We start from the raw sequence: 19,608 nt of genomic DNA on the forward strand, positions 1-19,608 counted from the left end.
ATCAAATGGCAAATTCAAATAAAATCATATCCATATTAAAAGGATTGGGGCCGGGTATCATTACAGCCGCCTTGGTTTTTGGTCCAAGTAAAATGACCATTACTTCTCGCTTAGGCGCCGATTTTGGTTACGCCATGTTGTGGATTGTAGTAATAGCCATATTTTTTATGCTCGCTTTTACCAATATGGGCGCTCGCATAGGGCTTAGCAGTAACGAAAGTTTACTTACTCAAATTAGACTAAAATGGGGCAAAAGTGCCGCCATTGCTATTGGATTAGGGGTGTTTTTAGTCACTACTTCTTTTCAAGCTGGTAACTCTATTGGCGTTGGCATTGCCATTGCCGAAGCCAGCGGCACACCAGTTTGGTTTTGGGTGGTATTGTTCAATGCACTAGGTTTGGCGCTGCTGTTTTTTAGGAGTTTTTATAAGGTATTGGAAAGATTGATGATTGCCCTAGTAGCAGTAATGCTCATCGCTTTTTTAACCACACTTTTTTTAGCCAAACCATCTGTTTCTGGAATAGTACAAGGTTTCGTACCTAGCTATGATACAAATGCTTCTGTATTGTTAATTGCTTTTGTAGCCTCATGCTTTTCCATTGTGGGGGCTTTTTATCAATCGTATTTAATGCAAGAGCGTAAAAAATTAGGTGCCCAAGTGACCAACAAAAGCACAACAGGCATCCTGATTTTGGGTTTTATGAGTGCCGTGGTAATCATTTGTGCCGCTGCGGTGCTCCATCCGCAAGGCATCAAGGTAAACAGCGCCTCCGAAATGTCTAAAGCTCTACAGCCACTGTTTGGCGAATATGCCGCCGATTTATTTTTGGTGGGCTTATTTGGCGCTTCATTTTCATCTTTAGTAGGTAATGCTACGGTAGGCGGCAGTTTACTGGGCGATGCTTTTGGTTATGGCAGTCAGTTGAGTGCTAAAATGGTGCGATTGTTTATTGCGCTGGTCATGGTTTGCGGAGCTACCATTTCCTTAATTTTTGGAAAGCTGCCTTTAGAACTCATCATTTTCGCCCAAAGCGTAACCATTTTCTTGGTACCATTCATCGGCTATGCCATGTACCAAATTGCTAACGACGAAAAAATTATGGGTGCTCAAAAAAACAGCACTTACATTAAAATAGTAGGAGCCATTGGCTTGCTGTTACTGGTAGCACTAGCCGCATGGAATTTCTACAATATGTTTATTCAATAAAAACGATCAAATACAACACATAAATATGGAAGATTTAAAAGCGCTTGAAGAAAGATATACACGTCCTTCGGAAGCTCTTATTGCAGACGTAAAGAAAATTAATGGTGATATTGTACTGTTAGGTATTGGCGGTAAAATGGGGCCGAGCATGGGCAAATTATTGGTAGATGCCCTGCGTGAAGCGGGAATGTCTAACCGTGTAATTGGCGTATCTCGTTTCTCTGATCAGGAGGCAAAAGAAGCACTTCTAGCGGTAGGCATAGAAGTAATTGCTTGCGATTTATTAAACGACGAAGAACTTTTTGCCTTGCCAGATGCGCCAAACGTAATCTATTTGGCAGGCAACAAATTCGGTACCACCGGAAAAGAAAATTTTACTTGGGCAATGAATGCTTACTTACCGGGTAGGGTAGCCGAAAAGTACAAAAAATCAAATATCGTAGTGTTTTCTTCGGGTAACGTATTGCCTTTTGTACCCGTTACTTCGGGTGGTGTATCTGAAGAAACTATACCAGAGCCTATTGGCGAATATGCACAATCTTGTTTGGGTAGAGAGCGTATTTTCGAATATTTTGCACATAAAAATCAAACCCCAACTTTGATTTACAGGCTAAATTATGCGGTAGATTTTAGGTATGGTGTAGTGATGGAGATTGCCAAGGCTATTTTGGCAGGAAAGGAAATAGATCTGAGCACCGAAAACGTGAACGTAATTTGGCAGGGCGATGCCAATGAAATTGCAATCCGTTCGCTCTTACATTGCACGGCTCCTGCAAAAATTTTAAACGTTACTGGTCCCGAAATTCTATCCATCCGATGGATAGCGCAGCAATTTGCCAGCATTTTCAATATCGAACCAAAATTTGTAAACGAACCTGTAGGTACTGCATTGTTAAATAATGCTTCGGAGTGTCATCGCATTTTTGGTTATCCAAAAGTTACCATCAGAGAGATTATAGACATTACTGCTACTTGGTTAAGCAACGGTGGTGATGAATTTGGCAAAGCAACCCATTTTCAAGAAAGAGGAGGGAAATTCTAATGAAATTAAGTAACGAATTATATCAGCATTTGCAGCGGGGTACGGTTATACCTGCTCATCCGTTGGCACTTAAAGCCAATAGGACTATAGATGAGAAAATGCAGCGCCAGCTTACCAGATATTATATCGAAAGCGGTGCAGGTGGTATGGCAGTTGCTGTTCATTCTACGCAATTCGAAATCCGCGATCCAGGAGTGAATTTGTTTACCACAGTATTGTCTTGGGCAGCCGAAGAAGTAGAAAAAGCCAACTTGCAACGCCCGTTTTTAAAAGCGGCAGGTATTTGCGGCCCAACAGCGCAAGCAGTTAGCGAAGCAAAAATTGCGTCTGGTTTGGGATATGACATGGGACTGCTGAGCATGGGTGGCCTACAAGGTTGGAGTGAAACACAAATTTTAGCTAGAGTGAGGGAAGTGGCCAAGGTAATGCCGGTATTTGGCTTTTATCTACAGCCATCTGTAGGTGGGCGTATTTTCAGCTACGATTTTTGGCTGCAGTTTGCGGAGATAGAAAACGTATTGGCAATTAAATGTGCTTCTTTTAACCGTTACCAAACTCTAGATGTAGTAAGAGCGGTTTGTAACAGCAGCAGGCGAGATGAAATTGCACTCTATACTGGTAACGATGATAATATTGTGGCCGATTTGCTTACTCCTTATCGTTTTACTGTACATGGAACACAAGTGGAGAAAGGTTTTGTAGGTGGTTTGTTAGGTCATTGGGCAGTTTGGACACAAAAAGCGGTAACCTTGATGGAAGAAATCAAAGCTTATCGCGAAAATCCAACGGCTACTCAATTTGATGATTTGATGAGCCGAGGTGTAGAAATTACTGACGTTAATGCCGCATTGTTTGATCCAGCGAACCATTTCCACGGCTGTATTCCTGGTATTCACCAAATGTTACGCAAACAGGGTTTGTTGAAAGGTATTTGGTGCTTAAACCCTAACGAGCAACTTTCTGTTGGGCAATTAGAGGAAATTGAACGTGTACATCAGGATTATCCACACTTAAATGATGATGCATTTGTAACCAGTTTTTTAGCAAAGCAAGGAGGACTTTAAGATGAAGCTATTGAAAATTTGGGTGCTATTACTTGCTTTTACTTTTGTTAAAACGGCCACAGCACAGCAGAATAAATTTGTAAACCATGGCCCGCAACTAACGGCTACCATGATACAGGGCAGTATCTTCTTGAAAGATGCCAAAGGAAATTTATTGCTTTATACCGTAGTGAGAGGCGAACCTGCACATTTGCTTGCGTTTAATGTAAAAACTAAAGCCTTGGTGCTCGATGTTCCCTTGCCAAAATCTGATGGCGCTTGGGATTTAGCACAATCTACTGATGGGATGTTGTACGTTCCCGGTGCTGGAGGGAAGCTGTTTAGCCACAAACCAGGCACTAAAACTATCACAGATTTAGGTAATGCTTTACCAAACGAAACGTATCTATGGAACCTTACGGCTGGTAAAAATGGGGAAGTTTTCGGTGCTACTTATCCCGGTTGTAGGGTGTTCAGGTATCACCCAAAAGATGGATTTACAGATTTGGTTAATGGCCCACTAGTTGTTGGCGAAAATTATGTACGTAGCCTTGCTTTTGATGCCAAACGCAATGTTTTGTATGCTGGTGTGGGTTCCCATGCGCATCTAATTGCTGTTAATTTAACTACCAAAGAGAAAAAGGAAATACTGCCAACTAAATATCAAGACAGAGAATTTGTTTATGGTTTAGAAATGGTAAAAGGTACAGACGGCCAAGACAGGTTATTAGCCTTACTTACTGCTGGGCAAACTACCTTGGTGTACAACCTTGAAACACAAAAAGTAGAGCAGGAAGTTGCCAATATGGACATGAAGGCGGTTGGTTTAGATGTGAATAAATCGATGCTGTACTATACCTCAAAAGGAAGTTTGAAACGTGTTGATGCGGGTAAAAATTTCAATACTGCCGTTACTTTAGCAACAGATATTGCTGCTGCAACGGCATTCTATAACGACAATTCCGGGAATATTTACGCATTAAACGTTAAAGGAAATTTACTGCGTTACCATTCTCCAAACCAGAAAATACAAAGCACTACATTAAAAATTCCGTCGCAGCCGATACCAATAAATGCCATTATGTACGGCCCAGATAAAAAAGTATGGACTGGTGGTTATCTGGCAGGTGGTCATGCTACATTTGATCCTGCAACGCACAAAAACACTAAATATGCTGGCTTAGACCAAACCGAAGGAATGACCTTTATGGACAGTAAAATCTATTTTGGTATTTATCCCAAAGGGAGATTTTACACTTATGATGTTACCCAAGCTTGGAATACCGCTAAAAACAATCCGAAATTGATTTTCGAAGAGAAAGACCAAAGTCGTTCTTTTGCGGTATATGCCTTGCCGAAGTTGCAAAAGGTTTATTTTGGTACTGTACCGGAATATGGTAAATTGGGTGGCGTGTTAGCCATGTACGATGAAGCTAACGATACACACACTTCTTTTGGAGAGGTATTAGAAAAGCAGTCGGTGGCAAGTTTGGCCAGCAAAGGCGATGTGTTGATTTTGGGCGGATCTATTTCTGGGGGCTTAGGTGTAAAACCAGCACTTAAAGAAGCAGAGCTGATGCTTTGGGATCTCAAAACCAATCAGCCTATGAAAAAGTTGGTGCCAGTGGCCGGTGCAGCTGCCATTACCTGCCTTATTAATGGTCCAGATGGTCATATTTGGGGCATCGCCGATGGTCATTTGTTCATCTTAGATATAGCACAACAAGAAGTGCTTTTTGTACAAAAGTTGTATGATTATCCTCCCTTTGGTAGTCACATTTGGCGCAGTGCATTTTTAGCAGTCCATCCGTCGGGAGCAATTTACGGAACCGATAATGGAAAGCTTTTCAAGCTAGATCCATCCACTAAAAAAGTAGAATTTTTAGCAGAAAACGCTGGACTAATGATTATGGATCCAACCGGGAAAATTTACTTTAAACGTGGTACGGAACTGTGGTCTTATACGCCGTAATTCACGTGATTATGGGACTTATCTCGTCCTTTCGACCGCAGCGAAGCGAGTGGAGAAATCTTTGGATATATTTATTATAACTATCCAAAGATTTCTCGGCTACTCTCGAAATGACGGCCGTTTCATACATGAAGAATAACACAAGACATTGGAAAACTATTACTAATACGGATAGTTCACCTTAATTTAGGTCAATATGAAAAAATTATTTTTACTGCTACTAACAACAATAACAGCAACCCTTTCTGCAAATGCCCAGCAAACGGAATTGCTAAAGAAAATTAGTATCGAATGGCAACTGCATCAAAACGATTACCCACAGCAAGGACAATTTACCGCATCGTTCGTATTTACGAATAACAATAATGTAGCTGTAAATTTGCAAGATTGGGAATTATACTTTTCGTATCCTCGAGATATTATTTCGATCACTACCGCAAATGCTTTAGCCAAACCTCACGGGGGCGAGTTTAGACAATTAAGTTTCATCAACGATAAAGCTACACTTGCCGCTGGAAAAAGCTTAGCTATAAATTACGTAGCCAAAGGTAAATCAATGAACCTTACCGATGCGCCAAGTGGCTTGTATTGGGTAGCAAAAAACAATGATCAAACCATCGTTAACGTTAATGATTTAAAAATCAATTTAGGTGAGCAGCACGAACAAGCTTTAGTAAAACAGTCGGCAGCGGCAGCTTTTACCAAAAATAGCAACGTATCGGCTTTACCAACTAGTCAAATAGTTAAAATATTACCAAAACCAGTAAGTTATAAAGAGCATTTGGGTACGTTTAGCTTATCTGCAGCTACGAAATTAGTTTTTGATTCAGTTTTTGCTCAAGAAGCGGCGCTATTTAACCAAGAGTTAGGGGAGCTGCTAGGCAAAACATTAGCGATAGCAATGGGTGCATCAACCAACTATATTCAATTGAAGTTAATTCAAGGCCTGCCCGATGAAAATTATCAGCTATCTGTAACTAAAGATAGGGTAGTCATCTCTGCTTCTTCTACATCAGGTATTTTCTACGCATTGCAGTCGCTAAAAATGCTAATGCCTCCAACTTCTTGGTCTAAAAAGCAGCAGCAAATCAGTATTCAAGCCGTAGAAGTTAAAGATGCACCAAGGTTTGGCTATCGCTCTTTTATGTTAGATGTGGCTAGGAATTTTCAAAGCAAAGCTGAAATCTTAAAACTGTTAGACCTTTTGGGGCTTTATAAAATCAATACTTTTCATTTTCATTTAAATGATGATGAAGGTTGGAGACTAGAGATTAAGGGGCTTCCAGAACTTACCCAAGTGGGTGCAAGAAGAGGACATACCTTAAATGATGCCGATTACCTAAAACCTGCCTATGGTTCTGGACCAGACGTAGCAAAAGCACCCGGCAGCGGTTATTATAGTCAGCAAGATTTTATAGAGATTTTAAAGTATGCCAAACAGCGCCACATTACCGTAATTCCAGAACTTGAAACTCCGGGACATGCAAGAGCAGCCATCAAAGCCATGGATAACCGATACCGCAGATTGATGCAGCAAGGTAAACCTACAGAAGCTCGCCAATATTTACTGCGTGATACGCTAGATCAATCGGTTTACAGATCGGTACAAGGCTATAGTGATAATGTGATGAATATCGCTTTGCCATCTACCTATAATTTTATTAGCAAAGTAGTAGATGAGATGGTAGAAATGTACCGTTTGGCTGGAGCTACATTAAAAACTGTGCACTTAGGGGGGGATGAAGTACCAAAGGGGGTTTGGGAAAAATCGCCTGCTATTGCCCAGTTGATGCAACAACATAAAATTGCTACTTACGACGATCTTTGGTACTACTACATCGGCAGAGCCAATCAGCTATTAAAAGCTAAAAATTTGCAAATGGCGGGCTGGGAAGAAATCGCTATGCGAAAAGTAAGCACAGCTGATGGTAAATCAACCTACATTGCTAATCCAGATTTTGTGAACGAAAACTTCCAAGTTTACGTATGGAACAACGTTTGGGGAGGTGGTAACGAAGATTTATCCTATCGATTAGCCAATGCTGGTTACAACGTTGTACTATCTGCGGTAACCAATTATTACTTTGATCTGGCTTATAATCAAAATTCTAGCGAGCCTGGCCTTTACTGGGGCAGCTATGTAGATACCGACAAAGCCTTTTATTTTTCGCCATTTAATTATTATAAAACGGCAACTGAAGATGCTGGTGGAAATGTATTAAACACCACTATTTTTAAAGATAAGGAAAGGTTAACTGATAAGGGTAAGCAACATATTGTAGGCATACAGAGCCAATTATGGTCTGAGAAAATTAACGGACCCGAAGCAGTGGAATACATGTTGCTGCCCAAATTACTTGGCTATGCAGAACGTGCTTGGGCGGCAGAACCTGCTTGGTCAAAAGAAACCGATAGTGCTAAATCATGGTCGTACTATTTAGAAGACTGGAACCATTTTGCGAACCAGTTAGGACAGCGAGAATTACTACGACTTCTTCATTATGCTGGTGGTTTTAAGTTTCGTGTACCGCCTCCAGGTGTGTCGCTTAAAGAAGGGAAGCTAAGTGTAAACCTACAGTTTCCAAGTATTCAAATTAAATACACTACCGATGGCAGTGAACCAACTTTGCAGAGTAAAAGTTACAAAGGACCAATAGATGCTACATCTACCATTAAATTCAAAACTTTTGTTGGACAGCGGGGCAGTAAAACCATCACCATAAAAAAATAAAAAATAGTTGTGGGAGTTTTTGGGTTAAGGCAGTCTATATAGAAAAGTAACCAAGTCTTGATCATCCAAAGGCGCAATTTTATAAAGATGTTGACCTTGGGAAGTGCTGTTTTTGCACTTCCAGGGAATTCCCTTGGTCATCAATCTGTGCAAAAGCGGGTAGGGGTTATTGGTCTAGATACCAGCCACAGCCTTGCATTCACAAAATTGCTAAATGCCGAAAATGCCAATTCATCCTTGTTGGGCTACAGAGTGGTTGCCGCTTATCCCTATGGCAGTAAAACGTTAGCATTAAGTAGGCAACGTATTCCTTTACAGATTGAAGAGATAAAAAAATATGGTGTTAAAATTGTCAATTCCATTGCCCAGTTGCTACAAGAGGTAGATGTTGTCTTGTTGGAAACTAATGATGGTCGCCTCCATAAAGAACAGGCATTGGAGGTAATTCGAGCTAGAAAACCGCTCTTTATTGATAAACCTTTGGCAGCCTCTTTAACAGATGGTAAATTGATTTTTGGGGAAGCTAAAAAGTTTGGTGTACCCGTTTTTTCTGCTTCTTCTCTTCGTTTTATGGATAATTTTAAACAAATTTGGAGTATCAAGGAATTGAAAGTGCTCGGGGCGGACACCTATAGTCCGGCCACCATTGAACCTACACATCCCGATTTGTTTTGGTATGGCATACATGGCGTAGAAATGTTATTTGCGGCGATGGGACCGAATTGTATTTCTGTAAATCGGTTTTACACGGACGAAACTGATGTGGTGGTTGGCAAGTGGGACGACGGGCGTATAGGTACTTTTAGGGGTACGCGAAATGGTAAGGCCGATTTTGGTGGTGTTTGTTTTACCAGCAAAGGTAATTTTCAACTAGGTCCTTATTTAGGCTACGAGCCATTGTTGCTAGAAATTGTGAAGTTTTTTGAAACAGGTATTGCTCCAGTTGAGGCAAAAGAAACGTTGGCCATTTTGGCTTTTATGGAAGCAGCTGAAGAAAGCAAGTTCAAACAGGGAGCAACCATTAAACTACAATATTAATGAGATAAATTATGTCTAAAAACGTCTTTCAATTTACTGGGCTTTCCGGGGTCGGAAAAAGCACCTTGTCTCTGGCAGTTAGCGAAAAGCTAAGGGCCAAAGGCTACAAAGTAACGGTGCTAGATGGGGACGAATTAAGAAAGACGATCTCGGCCGATTTAGGCTTTAGTGAAATAGACCGTCTAAAACATTTAAAAAGGGTAGCGCAATTGGCTGCCACAGTAAACGCCGATATTGTATTGATTGCGGTAATTAATCCTTACGAAAAAGGTAGGCAGTTGTTTAGGGATTATGCCAATGCCAAGTTGATTTGGTTGCGATGTAGCATAGAAGTGTTGAGGCATAGAGATACCAAGGGTTTATATCAAAGAGCATTTTTACCAGATGATCATCCAGATAAGTTGTCGAATTTAACTGGCGTAAATGCTCCATTTGAATATCCTGAGCAAGCAGATTTAATTATAGATACCGATCGATTGGAAATACACGAAGCCGCTAAACTGATTGTTCGGCGTATTCTGTTGGGTAAAATGAATAGTCAGGAAGTAACTATCTCAAGATGATAACTAAAATAAAATTAACGTGATTAAAAAAATACATTTCATTTCCGGACTACCTAGGTCTGGTTCTACGCTGCTTTCGGGTATTTTAACCCAAAATCCGTTAATCCATGCAGGCATGAGCAGTCCGGTTGCTTCATTAATCAACGGATGTTTGGAGCAGATTGGTGCGGGCAGCGAGTTTTACAGTTTCTTCGATGAGAAAAAGCGAAAAACAATCTGTTCTGCATTGTTCGATGCCTATTACGAAGATATGCCAAAGGAAATCATTTTTGATACCAACCGCTTATGGACAGCCCGCATGCACCAGTTGGTAGAAATGTTTGATGATTTTAAAGTGGTTTGCCTGGTACGTAACCCGGCATGGATCATGGATAGTTTTGAGAAGATCTATCGTAAAAACCCTTTTGATTATAGCCGTATGTTCTCCGCGGGAAACCGTGCTACGGTTTATACCCGTTGCGAAAGTCTTTTAAATGGGCCTGTAGGTATTGCGCTTACTGCACTTAAAGAAGCTTTTTATGGCGAATATGCTGATAAGCTCCTGTTGGTAGATTATGACTTGCTGGCCCGTTTTCCTGAAAAAACCATGCAGCTGGTTTATGATTTTACGGGCATTGGCCATTATCATCATGATTTTGATAATGTAGATTACTCGCACGACGAATTTGACTACACCCTTGGCGTAAAAGGCTTACATACCATTGGCAAAAAAGTAAAATTTAAACAGCGCCGCTCCATTTTACCGCCAGACCTTTTCCAGAAATATAGCGAAATGGCTTTTTGGAACGATACCGCGGGCAGTTCGGCAAATGTTATTGCCGCTAAAGATTCCCATAACCTATAAATTAATTGCATATCGATATGAAATTTACAAAAGCAAGCAAAAAAGCAAGTGCCGCCCTCATGCAGATGGTGGTAATGGCTACTTCGTTTTCCGCCGGTGCGGCTGGCGCAGCCTATTATGTTGGCAAGCGTGGTAACCATGCTCCAGGAAAAAACAAAAGCTATTTGGCAGAGCCATCATTGGGAGCTGTGCCGCACAATTTACTTCAACCCTACAAGACGAATAAAAGGCTAACAGGACCTGCAAAAATTACCAATGCCGATCATTTGGAAATTGTAAGTTCGCCAGTAAGGGAACTTTTAGTGGTAGATCACAACATTAAAGGCCATCAGCAGTTCAGTAGTTTGGCAAGGCCTGGAGTGACACTGGTAGAAATACCAAAAGATGTAGATGGTTTGGCTTTTTTAATGGAGAAGCTTGCAGGATATCAAAATTTGAAGGCGGTCCATTTATTCTCCCATGCCAATGGAGGAGAACTGCTTTTGGGCAACACACAGGTAAACAGCGAGGCCCTAGCCAACCATACCGCATTTGCGAAGGTGGTTAATAGTGCTATGAAAGCCGGAGGCGATTTTCTGCTTTATGGCTGCGAATTGGGTAAAGGCCAAAAAGGCGATGAATTTTTAGAAATCATTAAGAGAAATACCCATGTAGATGTAGCGGCTTCCAGCAATTTGACCGGCAATACCGAATTTAACGGTGACTGGAATTTGGAAGTACAAAAGGGTAATATCGAGACACAGCCCTTGGCTAATTCTATAGCTATGAGAGATTTTACGGAGGTGCTGCAAAATGTGACTTTTCAAGTTGGTACTTGGACGATAGTTGACGCAGGATTTAGCAACAGGAGATTTACACCAAATGGTGCAAATAATTCTGCTGCTACAGGTATTGATGCCTTAGTTAAACAAACGGTAAATGGTGTTGAGCGTACTTTAAAGGTTGATGGGGCCTACAATAGTATTAAAGCCGACAATAGCTATGGGATCTCTTTTGGGTTTTCGGAAAAGGCACTCACCATTAGCTTTACGGACGGCAGTACATTTAAGCCTGTTTCGATTGAAATTTATAGTTGGCAAGGAGATCCAGCTACAATCACTACAAATAATGGAGGAAGTATAAATGTAAATATTAAGGACAGTTATGATGTGGGATATAGCAATCAAATTTTTGATCTTAGTGCATTGCCTGCAGGAGCTACCTCGATAACCATTACCAATAATGCGTGGGCACCTTTTCAGATAAACACCAATGTGGGTTTTATGGGAGCGATAAAAAAAATAACATTTAAAGACATTGGCTTTACTGCCAATGCTAAACCGGTTGTTACTGCTTCAGGCGGTACAACGGCCCATTTAGAGGGTACTCCTGTAGTGATCGACAATGGCTTGACGGTAAGTGACACTGATCATACTACCCTGGCTTCTGCAGCGGTGACTATTTCGGGCAATTTCCAGAGCGGGCAAGATGTATTGGCATTTACCAACAATGGTACCACCATGGGCAACGTAACAGGTAGCTATACTACCGGTGTGCTGACCTTGACTTCTGCTGGGGCCAACGCTACATTGGCACAGTGGCAAGCTGCTTTGCGGTCGGTTACATACAACAATACCTCCAACACTCCAAACACCTCAAACCGTACCATCTCTTTCGTGGTAAATGATGGTACCGATAATAGCACCGCTGCCACCAAAACCCTAAGTGTAACAGATGTAAATGATCCACCTACCTTAACGGCTACAGCTTCAAACCCTACGTTTACAGAAAAAGGATCGGCAGTAAATCTATTTAGTGCAGCTGCGGTAAGTACGGTAGAAAGCGGGCAAGCCATTGTAAGTTTGCAGTTAAGAGTGAGCAATCTTGCCAATGGCAGTAGTGAAATCTTGACTGTCGACGGTACGGATATTACCTTAACGAATGGGACAACAGCTACTACGGCAACCAATGCCTTGTCAGCGAGTGTATCGGTAGCAAGTGGGGTAGCAACGGTTACGCTTTCCAAAACGGCAGGTATCAGTACAGCGGCCACACAAACATTGATCAATGGCATTACGTATAGAAACACCAGCAATGCTCCAACAGGCGCTAGCCGTACTGTTACTTTATCATCAATTGGTGATAATGGCGGTGTAGCTAATGGAGGCATAAGTGCAGTTAGCGTTAACATTCCATCACCGGTAACCATTGTTGCGGTAAATGATGCGCCAACTTTGGCCGGGGGGCCTTATTCCTTGGGTAGTATCAATGCAAGCGAAACTTCAAACGGTACGTTGGTAAGCACTATACTTGCAGGTTTAACTTATGCTGATCTTGATGCGGGAGCCTTGTCAGGCATAGCGATTACCGCTACCTCGGGTGGCGGGGCTTGGCAGTATTCTACCGATGGAAACACATGGACCGGTGTAGGAAGCGTATCTGCTAGTTCGGCATTGTTGCTTACATCTACCACACAGCTACGTTACGTACCTAGTGGTGCTGGTGCCGAAACACCAAGTCTTACTTTTAGGGCTTGGGACAGGACTTCTGGTACAGCATCTGTCAACGGTGTAAGGGGCCTTTCAAATACCAATACAAATGGCGGTACCACTGCTTTCTCTACTGGTACAGCACAGGCTTCTCTAAGTGTATTGGCAGTGCCGGTAAATACGGTAGCTCCAGTAATTACAGGAGCAGCTACGATGGGGAACGTACTATCTAGCAATACTGGTACTTGGACAAATGCAAGCAGTTATACCTATCAATGGTATCGTGCCGATGATAACAGTGGTACTAACCTAGCTGTTATTGCTAGTGCCACAAATGCAAGTTATACCTTAACCACCAGCGATGCACACAAATACCTGCGTGTGGTGGTTACTGCTAACAACGGAACTGGCGGTACCGCAACCGTCAACTCGGACTATGTGGCCATAGTTAACTCTGCTCCGGTAAACAGCGCTGCACCAAGTATCAGCGGGACGGCTGCAGTAGGGAATGCGTTGAGCACTAGCAATGGCACCTGGTCTGATGCCGATGGAGATGGCCGCACTTACAGCTACCAATGGTACCGTGCCGATGATAATGTGGGTACGAACCTGGCCTCGATTGCCGGGGCCAACAGTGCAAGTTATACCTTGACCAGCAGTGATGCGCACAAGTACCTGCGTATGGTGGTTACGGCGAACGATGGTAAAGGCGGTACCACAACAGCCAACTCGACGTATGTTGCGGTGGCCAATTCGGCTCCGGTAAATAGTGTTGCACCGAGTATCAGCGGGACGGCTGCTGTGGGCAATGCGCTGATCACTAGCAATGGCACCTGGACTGATGCCGATGGCGATGGCCGCACTTACAGCTACCAATGGTATCGTGCCGATGATAATGCGGGTACGAACCTGGCCTCGATTGCCGGGGCCAACAGTGCAAGTTATACCTTGACCACCAGTGATGCGCACAAATATCTGCGAGTGGTGGTTACGGCGAACGATGGTAAAGGCGGTACCACAACAGCCAACTCGGCCTACGTGGCAGTGGCCAATTCGGCTCCTGTAAATAGTGTTGCACCAAGTATCAGCGGAACCGCTGCGGTAGGCAATGCGCTGATCACTAGCAATGGCACCTGGTCTGATGCCGATGGCGATGGCCGCACTTACAGCTACCAATGGTACCGTGCTGATGATAATGTGGGTACGAACCTGGCCTCGATTGCCGGGGCCAACAGTGCAAGCTATACCTTGACCAGCAGTGATGCGCACAAATATCTGCGTGTGGTGGTTACGGCGAACGATGGTAAAGGCGGTACCACAACAGCCAACTCGGCCTACGTAGCGGTGGCCAATTCGGCTCCTGTAAATAGTGTTGCACCGAGTATCAGCGGCACGGCTGCGATAGGCAATGCGCTGATCACTAGCAATGGCACCTGGTCTGATGCCGATGGCGATGGCCGCACTTACAGCTACCAATGGTACCGTGCTGATGATAATGCGGGTACGAACCTGGCCTCGATTGCCGGGGCCAATAGTGCAAGCTATACCTTGACCAGCAGTGATGCGCACAAGTACCTGCGTGTGGTGGTTACGGCGAACGATGGTAAAGGCGGTACCACAACATCCAACTCGGCCTATGTGGCGGTGGCCAACAGCCTACCGACAGATATCAGCTTGTCTAGCCTGACAGTTAACCAAAGTGCTGGTGCAAATGCTGTGATCGGAACGATAAGCACTACGGATCTTGATGCCACCGACACTCATAGCTATACGCTGGTCGCTGGAGCGGGAAGTGCAAATAACGCAAGCTTCAATATTAGTGGCTCTAGTTTAAGGGCTAATGATGTTTCCGTTCTGCCAGCTGGTAACTACACTATCCGTATCAGGGCTACCGATAATTTCGGTGGTAACTTCGAAAAGACTTTTACAGTTACGGTTGCAGATAACGTAGCACCAACTGTAGTGATCTCATCTTCGCTGGGGGCATCTGGTACGGCAACGACAACCTCACCGGTTCCATTTACGGTAACTTTTTCTGAAGCCGTAAATGATTTTACAGTTGGGGATATCACAGTTACAAATGGAACAGTAGGTGGGTTTACTGGTAGCGGTAGCAATTATAGTTTTAATGTTGTTCCTAATGGCAACGGTAATGTAGTCGTTAATGTTACCGCTAATGTGGCGACAGATGCCGCTGGTAACGGCAACACTGCGGCAACACAATTCGTGATCAACTACCAAAATGTGCTGCCAGTTACGCTCGTAGATTTTACGGTTAAAATAGATGGTAATCATGCAAGGTTACAATGGCAGACAGCAATGGAACAAAACAATGGTGGCTTTGAAATTTACCGAAGTGGAGATGATAAGCGCTTTGTGAGATTAACCGAAATAGCGGGCAGAAATGTAGCAAGTTTGTATTCATTTATTGATAAAAATCCTCTGAATGGTAACAATTATTACAGATTGGTTCAGCTAGATAGGAACGGAACTTCTACTGAACTGGGAGAGAAAGTATTGAATTTTGATCTAGGCTCAGTTAATGTCGCTGTTTTTCCCAATCCATCGTCAGGCAAAACAAAAGTGAAGTTTGGTGCAAATAGATTTAGGGAGTTGATAGTAGCTGCAGTTGATGGCCGCATTATCAACCAACAGAAGCTCAGTATTGGGCAATTGGAGGCGGAACTTGATTTATCTGCCTACCCGAATGGAACCTATTTTGTGAAACTTCTTGGAGATAAAGAGAGTAACGTGGTTAAGGTAGTAAAAAAATAGACTAATAAGCTTTAAGTAGTGACTGTTCTTGAAGAGCAGTCGCTACTTCGTTCAGCTGAGGTTTTGATTGTGTTGGCCGTCTAAAAAGGTTGCTGACTAATGTTGGCGATAAACTGGAACTCGTATTTTATTTAGGTTCATTGGAGCAAAATGCCGATTTCATGATCGCCATTTTCTGGCAGTGGCAAATCGTCGACCATGGTAAAACGATTCGAAGAAACCCGAACAGAAAGAAAAATGGATGGTGATAACGAGACTAAACGACTTTCACGACTAACTGCAATTTTGACAATTTTGCAAACGAAACGACTTTTGACAGCTTCGGAATTAGCGATTAGATTTTCAGTTAGTAACAGGACAATTTATCGAGATATAAAAGCATTAGAACAAGCGGGTATTCCTATTTTGACAGAAGAGGGGAAAGGCTATTCCTTAATGGAAAATTACAGAATACCTCCAGTAATGTTTACCGAAAGCGAAGCCAATGCCCTAATTACAGCCGAACAACTCGTTTTAAAAAATAAAGACGCTTCATTTATAAAAGAATATTCAGAAGCTATCAGTAAAATAAAATCTGTCTTACGAAACAATACCAGGGACAAAGCAAACTTACTTTCCAACCGAATTGTATTTAGACAAAATGCAGGGAACGACAGAACAAGTAATTACATCTACCGCTGAGATCGCTGCTGAGATAAATGGATTTTAGGTTACAACAGTTTTGGTTAGGGTCAATGCCATCCGTTATCGGGTTCAAATCCGTCTGCGCCGGAGGTCATTCTTCGGTATAGCTTGCTGGCGCTTGGCCTTTTATTTTTTTGAAGGCAGCATAGAAGGTCGTCCGGGAATTAAAGCCCGATCTAACCGCTACTTCCTGCATGTCACCGCGGGCATAATGTCCGGTCTTTAGCAACCTTACGGCTTCGTTGGTGCGCAGCTCGTTGATGTACGTGTAGAAGTTCTTTCCGAAACCCTGGTTGAGCACCAGTGAAAGCTCATGGATGTTGATGCCGACCTGATCGGCCATGAGCTTCAGGTTCAGGGAGGGATCCAGATATAGCCTGTCTTTGTCCATGATTTCGGCCACCCTTTGTTTCAGGATAGCAATCTGCTCGTGGCTAAGGCGCTGGTGGATGTTGTTGCTTAGGGTCGTGATCTTGTCGAGTTCATCCAAGGCTTCAATTTCAGTGGGGTACACGGCTCTCTGTCTGAGGGATGCTGTGATGAAATAGAGGCAAAAGATCAAACAGATCAGGTGGGGGAGCACTGGGCCCAAATGCCAATGCTTGGCCAGCAGCCAGATCAAGGCCATCAGAAATGGGGCCAAGGTGAAATGGCGCAGCCAATCCAGGTCAGATGCCCTGTCGCCGAGCAGTTGCCTTACCTTGGCTTTGTGCGATTGTAGGAGGTTAAGGTTCAATAAGGTGTATAAGATCCCCTGTAGAAAAAAGAAATATTTTACCAGCCAATTGATGGCGATGCCTAGGTCAACCTGGGATAAAAATCCCTGGTCATTTAGGATGTTTAGGACGATAAATACCAATGCCGGTAGTAGATGGAGATCAAACAGCTTCGGTCTGAGGCCGTGATGTACAAACGCGTATACTGCAAAGTAGACGAAGGGGAAGGTGAGCCACCGGGGCCATTCGGCCATCCTGATCAATACAGGATCGGGTCTGCCTGACAGTTCCAAAAGGAGCTGAACGAATAATAGACTTAACAGCAAGAAAAATAAACCGAGCCATTTGTTGGCCGATGGGTTGGGGCTGGGTAGGCCGGTGATCAACAAGAAAGCAGCCAAAAAGAGGCTGCCGGCGTTAAGGGCGCTCAACAGTAGGGCCAGTGAAGTTTCCATATCATCAAAATCTGGATCAAATATAACGTTTGGATACAAACAGTCTGTTCGCCTGTATCCATCCGAACAGCTGATGGGGGTATCCGGACTACATTTGGGGCAAAAAAGATGGAAAAGACTTCCCTTAAACACAAATTATGCCTGGGTATAATTGCTGGATTGGTAACGGGCGCTACTTTTAGGCGCTTGGGGTCCAAATATTTAATCGATTATCTGCCGGTAGATGTGGTTTATCTATTTGCCTACGCTATCCTGTTGGCTGGTCTGGGAATGGCCTTTGTCTGGCATTACCGGCAGGTAGACGATCGACAACATTCCGCTTATGGCGTTGTTCTGGTGCAGCTCATTGCCACTGTTGTCGCTGTAGATTTGATCATGTTTGGGATGCAGAAGCTGCTGGGACTACAGATGATCGTTCCGCTGGGGCTACTGGATACGCCCTTTTCTTCATTTTCTGGAGAAAATCTGGTGTGGGCATTTTTCAGGTATTCATACGGGTTTACAGTTGTGGTGGCGGTGTTGCAGGTGACCGCTTCGCTTTTATTGTTTTACCCCAGGACCAGGCTGTACGGTTGCCTGGTTGCCCTGCCCATTATGGGCTTCATCTTGCTGATGGATTTCTGCTATGACATGCCCTTTGGTGTGCTGCTCCACGGAACTATACTTTCAGTGGCGATCCTATATTTCCTGTCGCATCACCTCAAACGGCTTTTTGCCGCGCTCTGGTTAGGGGAGGTTCCGGTGAAGCTTTCTGGCCTATGGTCATGGATGCTGGCCTTGCTGGCGATCCCTGTTTTTTGCATGTTGCACCTCAGGCATCCCGATCGGCATCCCGGACTTACCGGTAAATATGTGGTCACTGGCCTGAAGATCGATGGCATTGCCCGGCAGACGCGGTCCGATACGGACAGTGTACTTACGACCGTGTATTTTGACCTTGATGATGAGGTGGTCTTCAGGTGGAATGACTATCGTCGTCAGCGTGTGGGCAGCTACAGTTTAGGTCGGGACGGCGCAATTGACATGCGATGGCGATACCCCAGCAGTGGAGCAGCTGCGTTTGAGGGTAGTTTGGAAGCCCTTGGAGACGGGTGGAGGCTCAATGGTTTGATGGGCCAACAACATTATGAAATGCGTTTGGAAAGAAGTAGATAGGTTTTGCTGGTCTAGATGGGGGAGATCGTAATGGAGGGATGTTATCCAGATGGATCCCTCTTCTAGGAATGAAACTTTGATTTTTTGGCCCTGCGGAACGGAAGTAGGACAGCTACTTTTTTGGAAGGTACATCAGACCCAGTAACCTTAAAAATTACCTACTATTAGTGATTGTTTGTTTTCATGACAATCGATAGTTTTGGGCATTACGAATACTTTTCAACTCAAATTATGGAAAAAGTAACTAGAAAAATCTTAATGTCTGCACTGGCGATGTTATTTTTATTGGTGCTGCATGCTGGTAACGCCTTCGCTCAATCGCACAATAGGGCTGCCAAAAATTGCCTGTTCCACGATGATTACCTGAAGGCTACGAAGGATAAAAAGAATTCGGTAGCCTGTGTGGACTGTTTCTGCAAGGTATGTGGCAACAAGAAGGAGATTGCTCGAAAGCAGAAACTGGAAAGAGAGCGGTTAGCATCGGACCAAAAACATAAGGCCGATGAGCAGGGGCGCAAGCTGGAATATAGTAAGGGAGTTTCGGAAAAACAGCGGCAGGCCGAACTGGCAAGAAAAAAAGCAAAGGAGAATGACGTGGTAGTTGTTGCTCCAAGATCGGCTGGCAGCGTGGATGCTAAAGATGTGATAAAGGTGGAAAGGGAGAATATGGGACGTGATGAGAAAAAAAGGGCGTGGTCTCCCAGATTTTCCCAACGGACCAAGGAAGCTGGCTTTGGCTTTTTTGATGAGAATGCAAATTGGGTATGGGCCTTGCAGACCCCTGGTTTCAGGGAATCTGCCAGTTTTGGCAGTTTTCCCGAGAATGGGGAGTATGCTTGTATATTTCGGAGAAACTGACCATGGGATTCCGTGTCAAACTGACCACCCAAACTGCTGGCGAACCTGTGCAACAG

Annotated in this window: 13 protein-coding genes; 12 read left to right on the forward strand and 1 reads right to left on the reverse strand. The window is 43.7% G+C overall.

The window, feature by feature from the left end; genetic code table 11:
• Positions 1-5 precede the first annotated feature (5 nt).
• From AC23ME_RS05370 to AC23ME_RS05415, 10 genes are all read left to right on the forward strand, one after another.
• Positions 6-1,208 carry an Nramp family divalent metal transporter gene (locus AC23ME_RS05370; RefSeq protein WP_487726715.1) on the forward strand — a complete coding sequence of 401 codons (1,203 nt, stop codon included), beginning with the start codon at positions 6-8 and terminating at the stop codon, positions 1,206-1,208.
• 25 nt (positions 1,209-1,233) lie between these two features.
• Complete coding sequence (locus AC23ME_RS05375) at positions 1,234-2,250, forward strand: NAD-dependent epimerase/dehydratase family protein (RefSeq protein ID WP_487726716.1); 1,017 nt, start codon at positions 1,234-1,236, stop codon at positions 2,248-2,250.
• The gene (locus AC23ME_RS05380; protein ID WP_487726717.1) at positions 2,250-3,314 is read left to right on the forward strand and encodes a dihydrodipicolinate synthase family protein; all 1,065 of its coding nucleotides are present in this window, start codon (positions 2,250-2,252) and stop codon (positions 3,312-3,314) included. Before AC23ME_RS05375 ends, AC23ME_RS05380 begins: the two co-directional genes overlap by 1 nt.
• 1 nt (position 3,315) lies before the next feature.
• Positions 3,316-5,265, forward strand: a complete 1,950-nt coding sequence (locus AC23ME_RS05385; protein ID WP_487726718.1) for a ligand-binding sensor domain-containing protein — start codon at positions 3,316-3,318, stop codon at positions 5,263-5,265.
• Positions 5,266-5,461: 196 nt separating this feature from the next.
• Positions 5,462-7,996, forward strand: a complete 2,535-nt coding sequence (locus AC23ME_RS05390; RefSeq protein ID WP_487726719.1) for a family 20 glycosylhydrolase — start codon at positions 5,462-5,464, stop codon at positions 7,994-7,996.
• Between the two features lie 87 nt (positions 7,997-8,083).
• Positions 8,084-9,034 (forward strand): Gfo/Idh/MocA family protein, encoded by a 951-nt coding sequence (locus tag AC23ME_RS05395; RefSeq protein ID WP_487726720.1) that lies wholly within the window; start codon positions 8,084-8,086, stop codon positions 9,032-9,034.
• An 11-nt stretch (positions 9,035-9,045) separates the two neighbouring features.
• Positions 9,046-9,597: an adenylyl-sulfate kinase gene (locus AC23ME_RS05400; RefSeq protein WP_487726721.1), complete on the forward strand. Its 552-nt coding sequence runs from the start codon at positions 9,046-9,048 to the stop codon at positions 9,595-9,597.
• Positions 9,598-9,616: 19 nt separating this feature from the next.
• Positions 9,617-10,441, forward strand: coding sequence for a sulfotransferase family protein (locus AC23ME_RS05405; protein ID WP_487726722.1), 825 nt, complete (start codon positions 9,617-9,619; stop codon positions 10,439-10,441).
• 17 nt (positions 10,442-10,458) lie between these two features.
• Complete coding sequence (locus tag AC23ME_RS05410; RefSeq protein WP_487726723.1) at positions 10,459-15,684, forward strand: DUF4347 domain-containing protein; 5,226 nt, start codon at positions 10,459-10,461, stop codon at positions 15,682-15,684.
• Positions 15,685-15,921: 237 nt separating this feature from the next.
• A complete protein-coding gene (locus AC23ME_RS05415; protein WP_487726724.1) occupies positions 15,922-16,365 on the forward strand; it encodes a helix-turn-helix transcriptional regulator in 444 nt (147 codons plus the stop codon).
• A gap of 94 nt (positions 16,366-16,459) precedes the next feature.
• On the opposite strand, the gene AC23ME_RS05420 is transcribed toward AC23ME_RS05415, so the two are convergent.
• Positions 16,460-17,539, reverse strand: coding sequence for a helix-turn-helix domain-containing protein (locus AC23ME_RS05420; protein WP_487726725.1), 1,080 nt, complete (start codon positions 17,537-17,539; stop codon positions 16,460-16,462).
• A gap of 108 nt (positions 17,540-17,647) precedes the next feature.
• Here AC23ME_RS05420 and AC23ME_RS05425 point away from each other — a divergent pair, with 108 nt between their 5' ends.
• Together AC23ME_RS05425 and AC23ME_RS05430 are read left to right on the forward strand one after the other, a co-directional pair.
• On the forward strand, positions 17,648-18,694 hold the full coding sequence (locus AC23ME_RS05425) for a hypothetical protein (protein ID WP_487726726.1): 1,047 nt from the start codon (positions 17,648-17,650) through the stop codon (positions 18,692-18,694).
• A 231-nt stretch (positions 18,695-18,925) separates the two neighbouring features.
• Complete coding sequence (locus AC23ME_RS05430) at positions 18,926-19,552, forward strand: hypothetical protein (RefSeq protein WP_487726727.1); 627 nt, start codon at positions 18,926-18,928, stop codon at positions 19,550-19,552.
• The last annotated feature ends 56 nt before the right edge of the window (positions 19,553-19,608 follow it).

It is taken from the genome of Pedobacter sp. T50_32 (genome assembly GCF_057652195.1).

What these genes read in the sequence shown, in the direction of transcription:
- AC23ME_RS05425 (WP_487726726.1), top strand. Translation starts at nt 17,648, where the DNA reads ATGGAAAAGACTTCCCTTAAACACAAATTATGCCTGGGTATAATTGCT.
- AC23ME_RS05390 (WP_487726719.1), top strand. Translation starts at nt 5,462, where the DNA reads ATGAAAAAATTATTTTTACTGCTACTAACAACAATAACAGCAACCCTT.
- AC23ME_RS05400 (WP_487726721.1), top strand. Translation starts at nt 9,046, where the DNA reads ATGTCTAAAAACGTCTTTCAATTTACTGGGCTTTCCGGGGTCGGAAAA.
- AC23ME_RS05395 (WP_487726720.1), top strand. Translation starts at nt 8,084, where the DNA reads ATGTTGACCTTGGGAAGTGCTGTTTTTGCACTTCCAGGGAATTCCCTT.
- AC23ME_RS05410 (WP_487726723.1), top strand. Translation starts at nt 10,459, where the DNA reads ATGAAATTTACAAAAGCAAGCAAAAAAGCAAGTGCCGCCCTCATGCAG.
- AC23ME_RS05380 (WP_487726717.1), top strand. Translation starts at nt 2,250, where the DNA reads ATGAAATTAAGTAACGAATTATATCAGCATTTGCAGCGGGGTACGGTT.
- AC23ME_RS05375 (WP_487726716.1), top strand. Translation starts at nt 1,234, where the DNA reads ATGGAAGATTTAAAAGCGCTTGAAGAAAGATATACACGTCCTTCGGAA.
- AC23ME_RS05415 (WP_487726724.1), top strand. Translation starts at nt 15,922, where the DNA reads ATGGATGGTGATAACGAGACTAAACGACTTTCACGACTAACTGCAATT.
- AC23ME_RS05370 (WP_487726715.1), top strand. Translation starts at nt 6, where the DNA reads ATGGCAAATTCAAATAAAATCATATCCATATTAAAAGGATTGGGGCCG.
- AC23ME_RS05420 (WP_487726725.1), bottom strand. Translation starts at nt 17,539, where the DNA reads ATGGAAACTTCACTGGCCCTACTGTTGAGCGCCCTTAACGCCGGCAGC.
- AC23ME_RS05385 (WP_487726718.1), top strand. Translation starts at nt 3,316, where the DNA reads ATGAAGCTATTGAAAATTTGGGTGCTATTACTTGCTTTTACTTTTGTT.
- AC23ME_RS05430 (WP_487726727.1), top strand. Translation starts at nt 18,926, where the DNA reads ATGGAAAAAGTAACTAGAAAAATCTTAATGTCTGCACTGGCGATGTTA.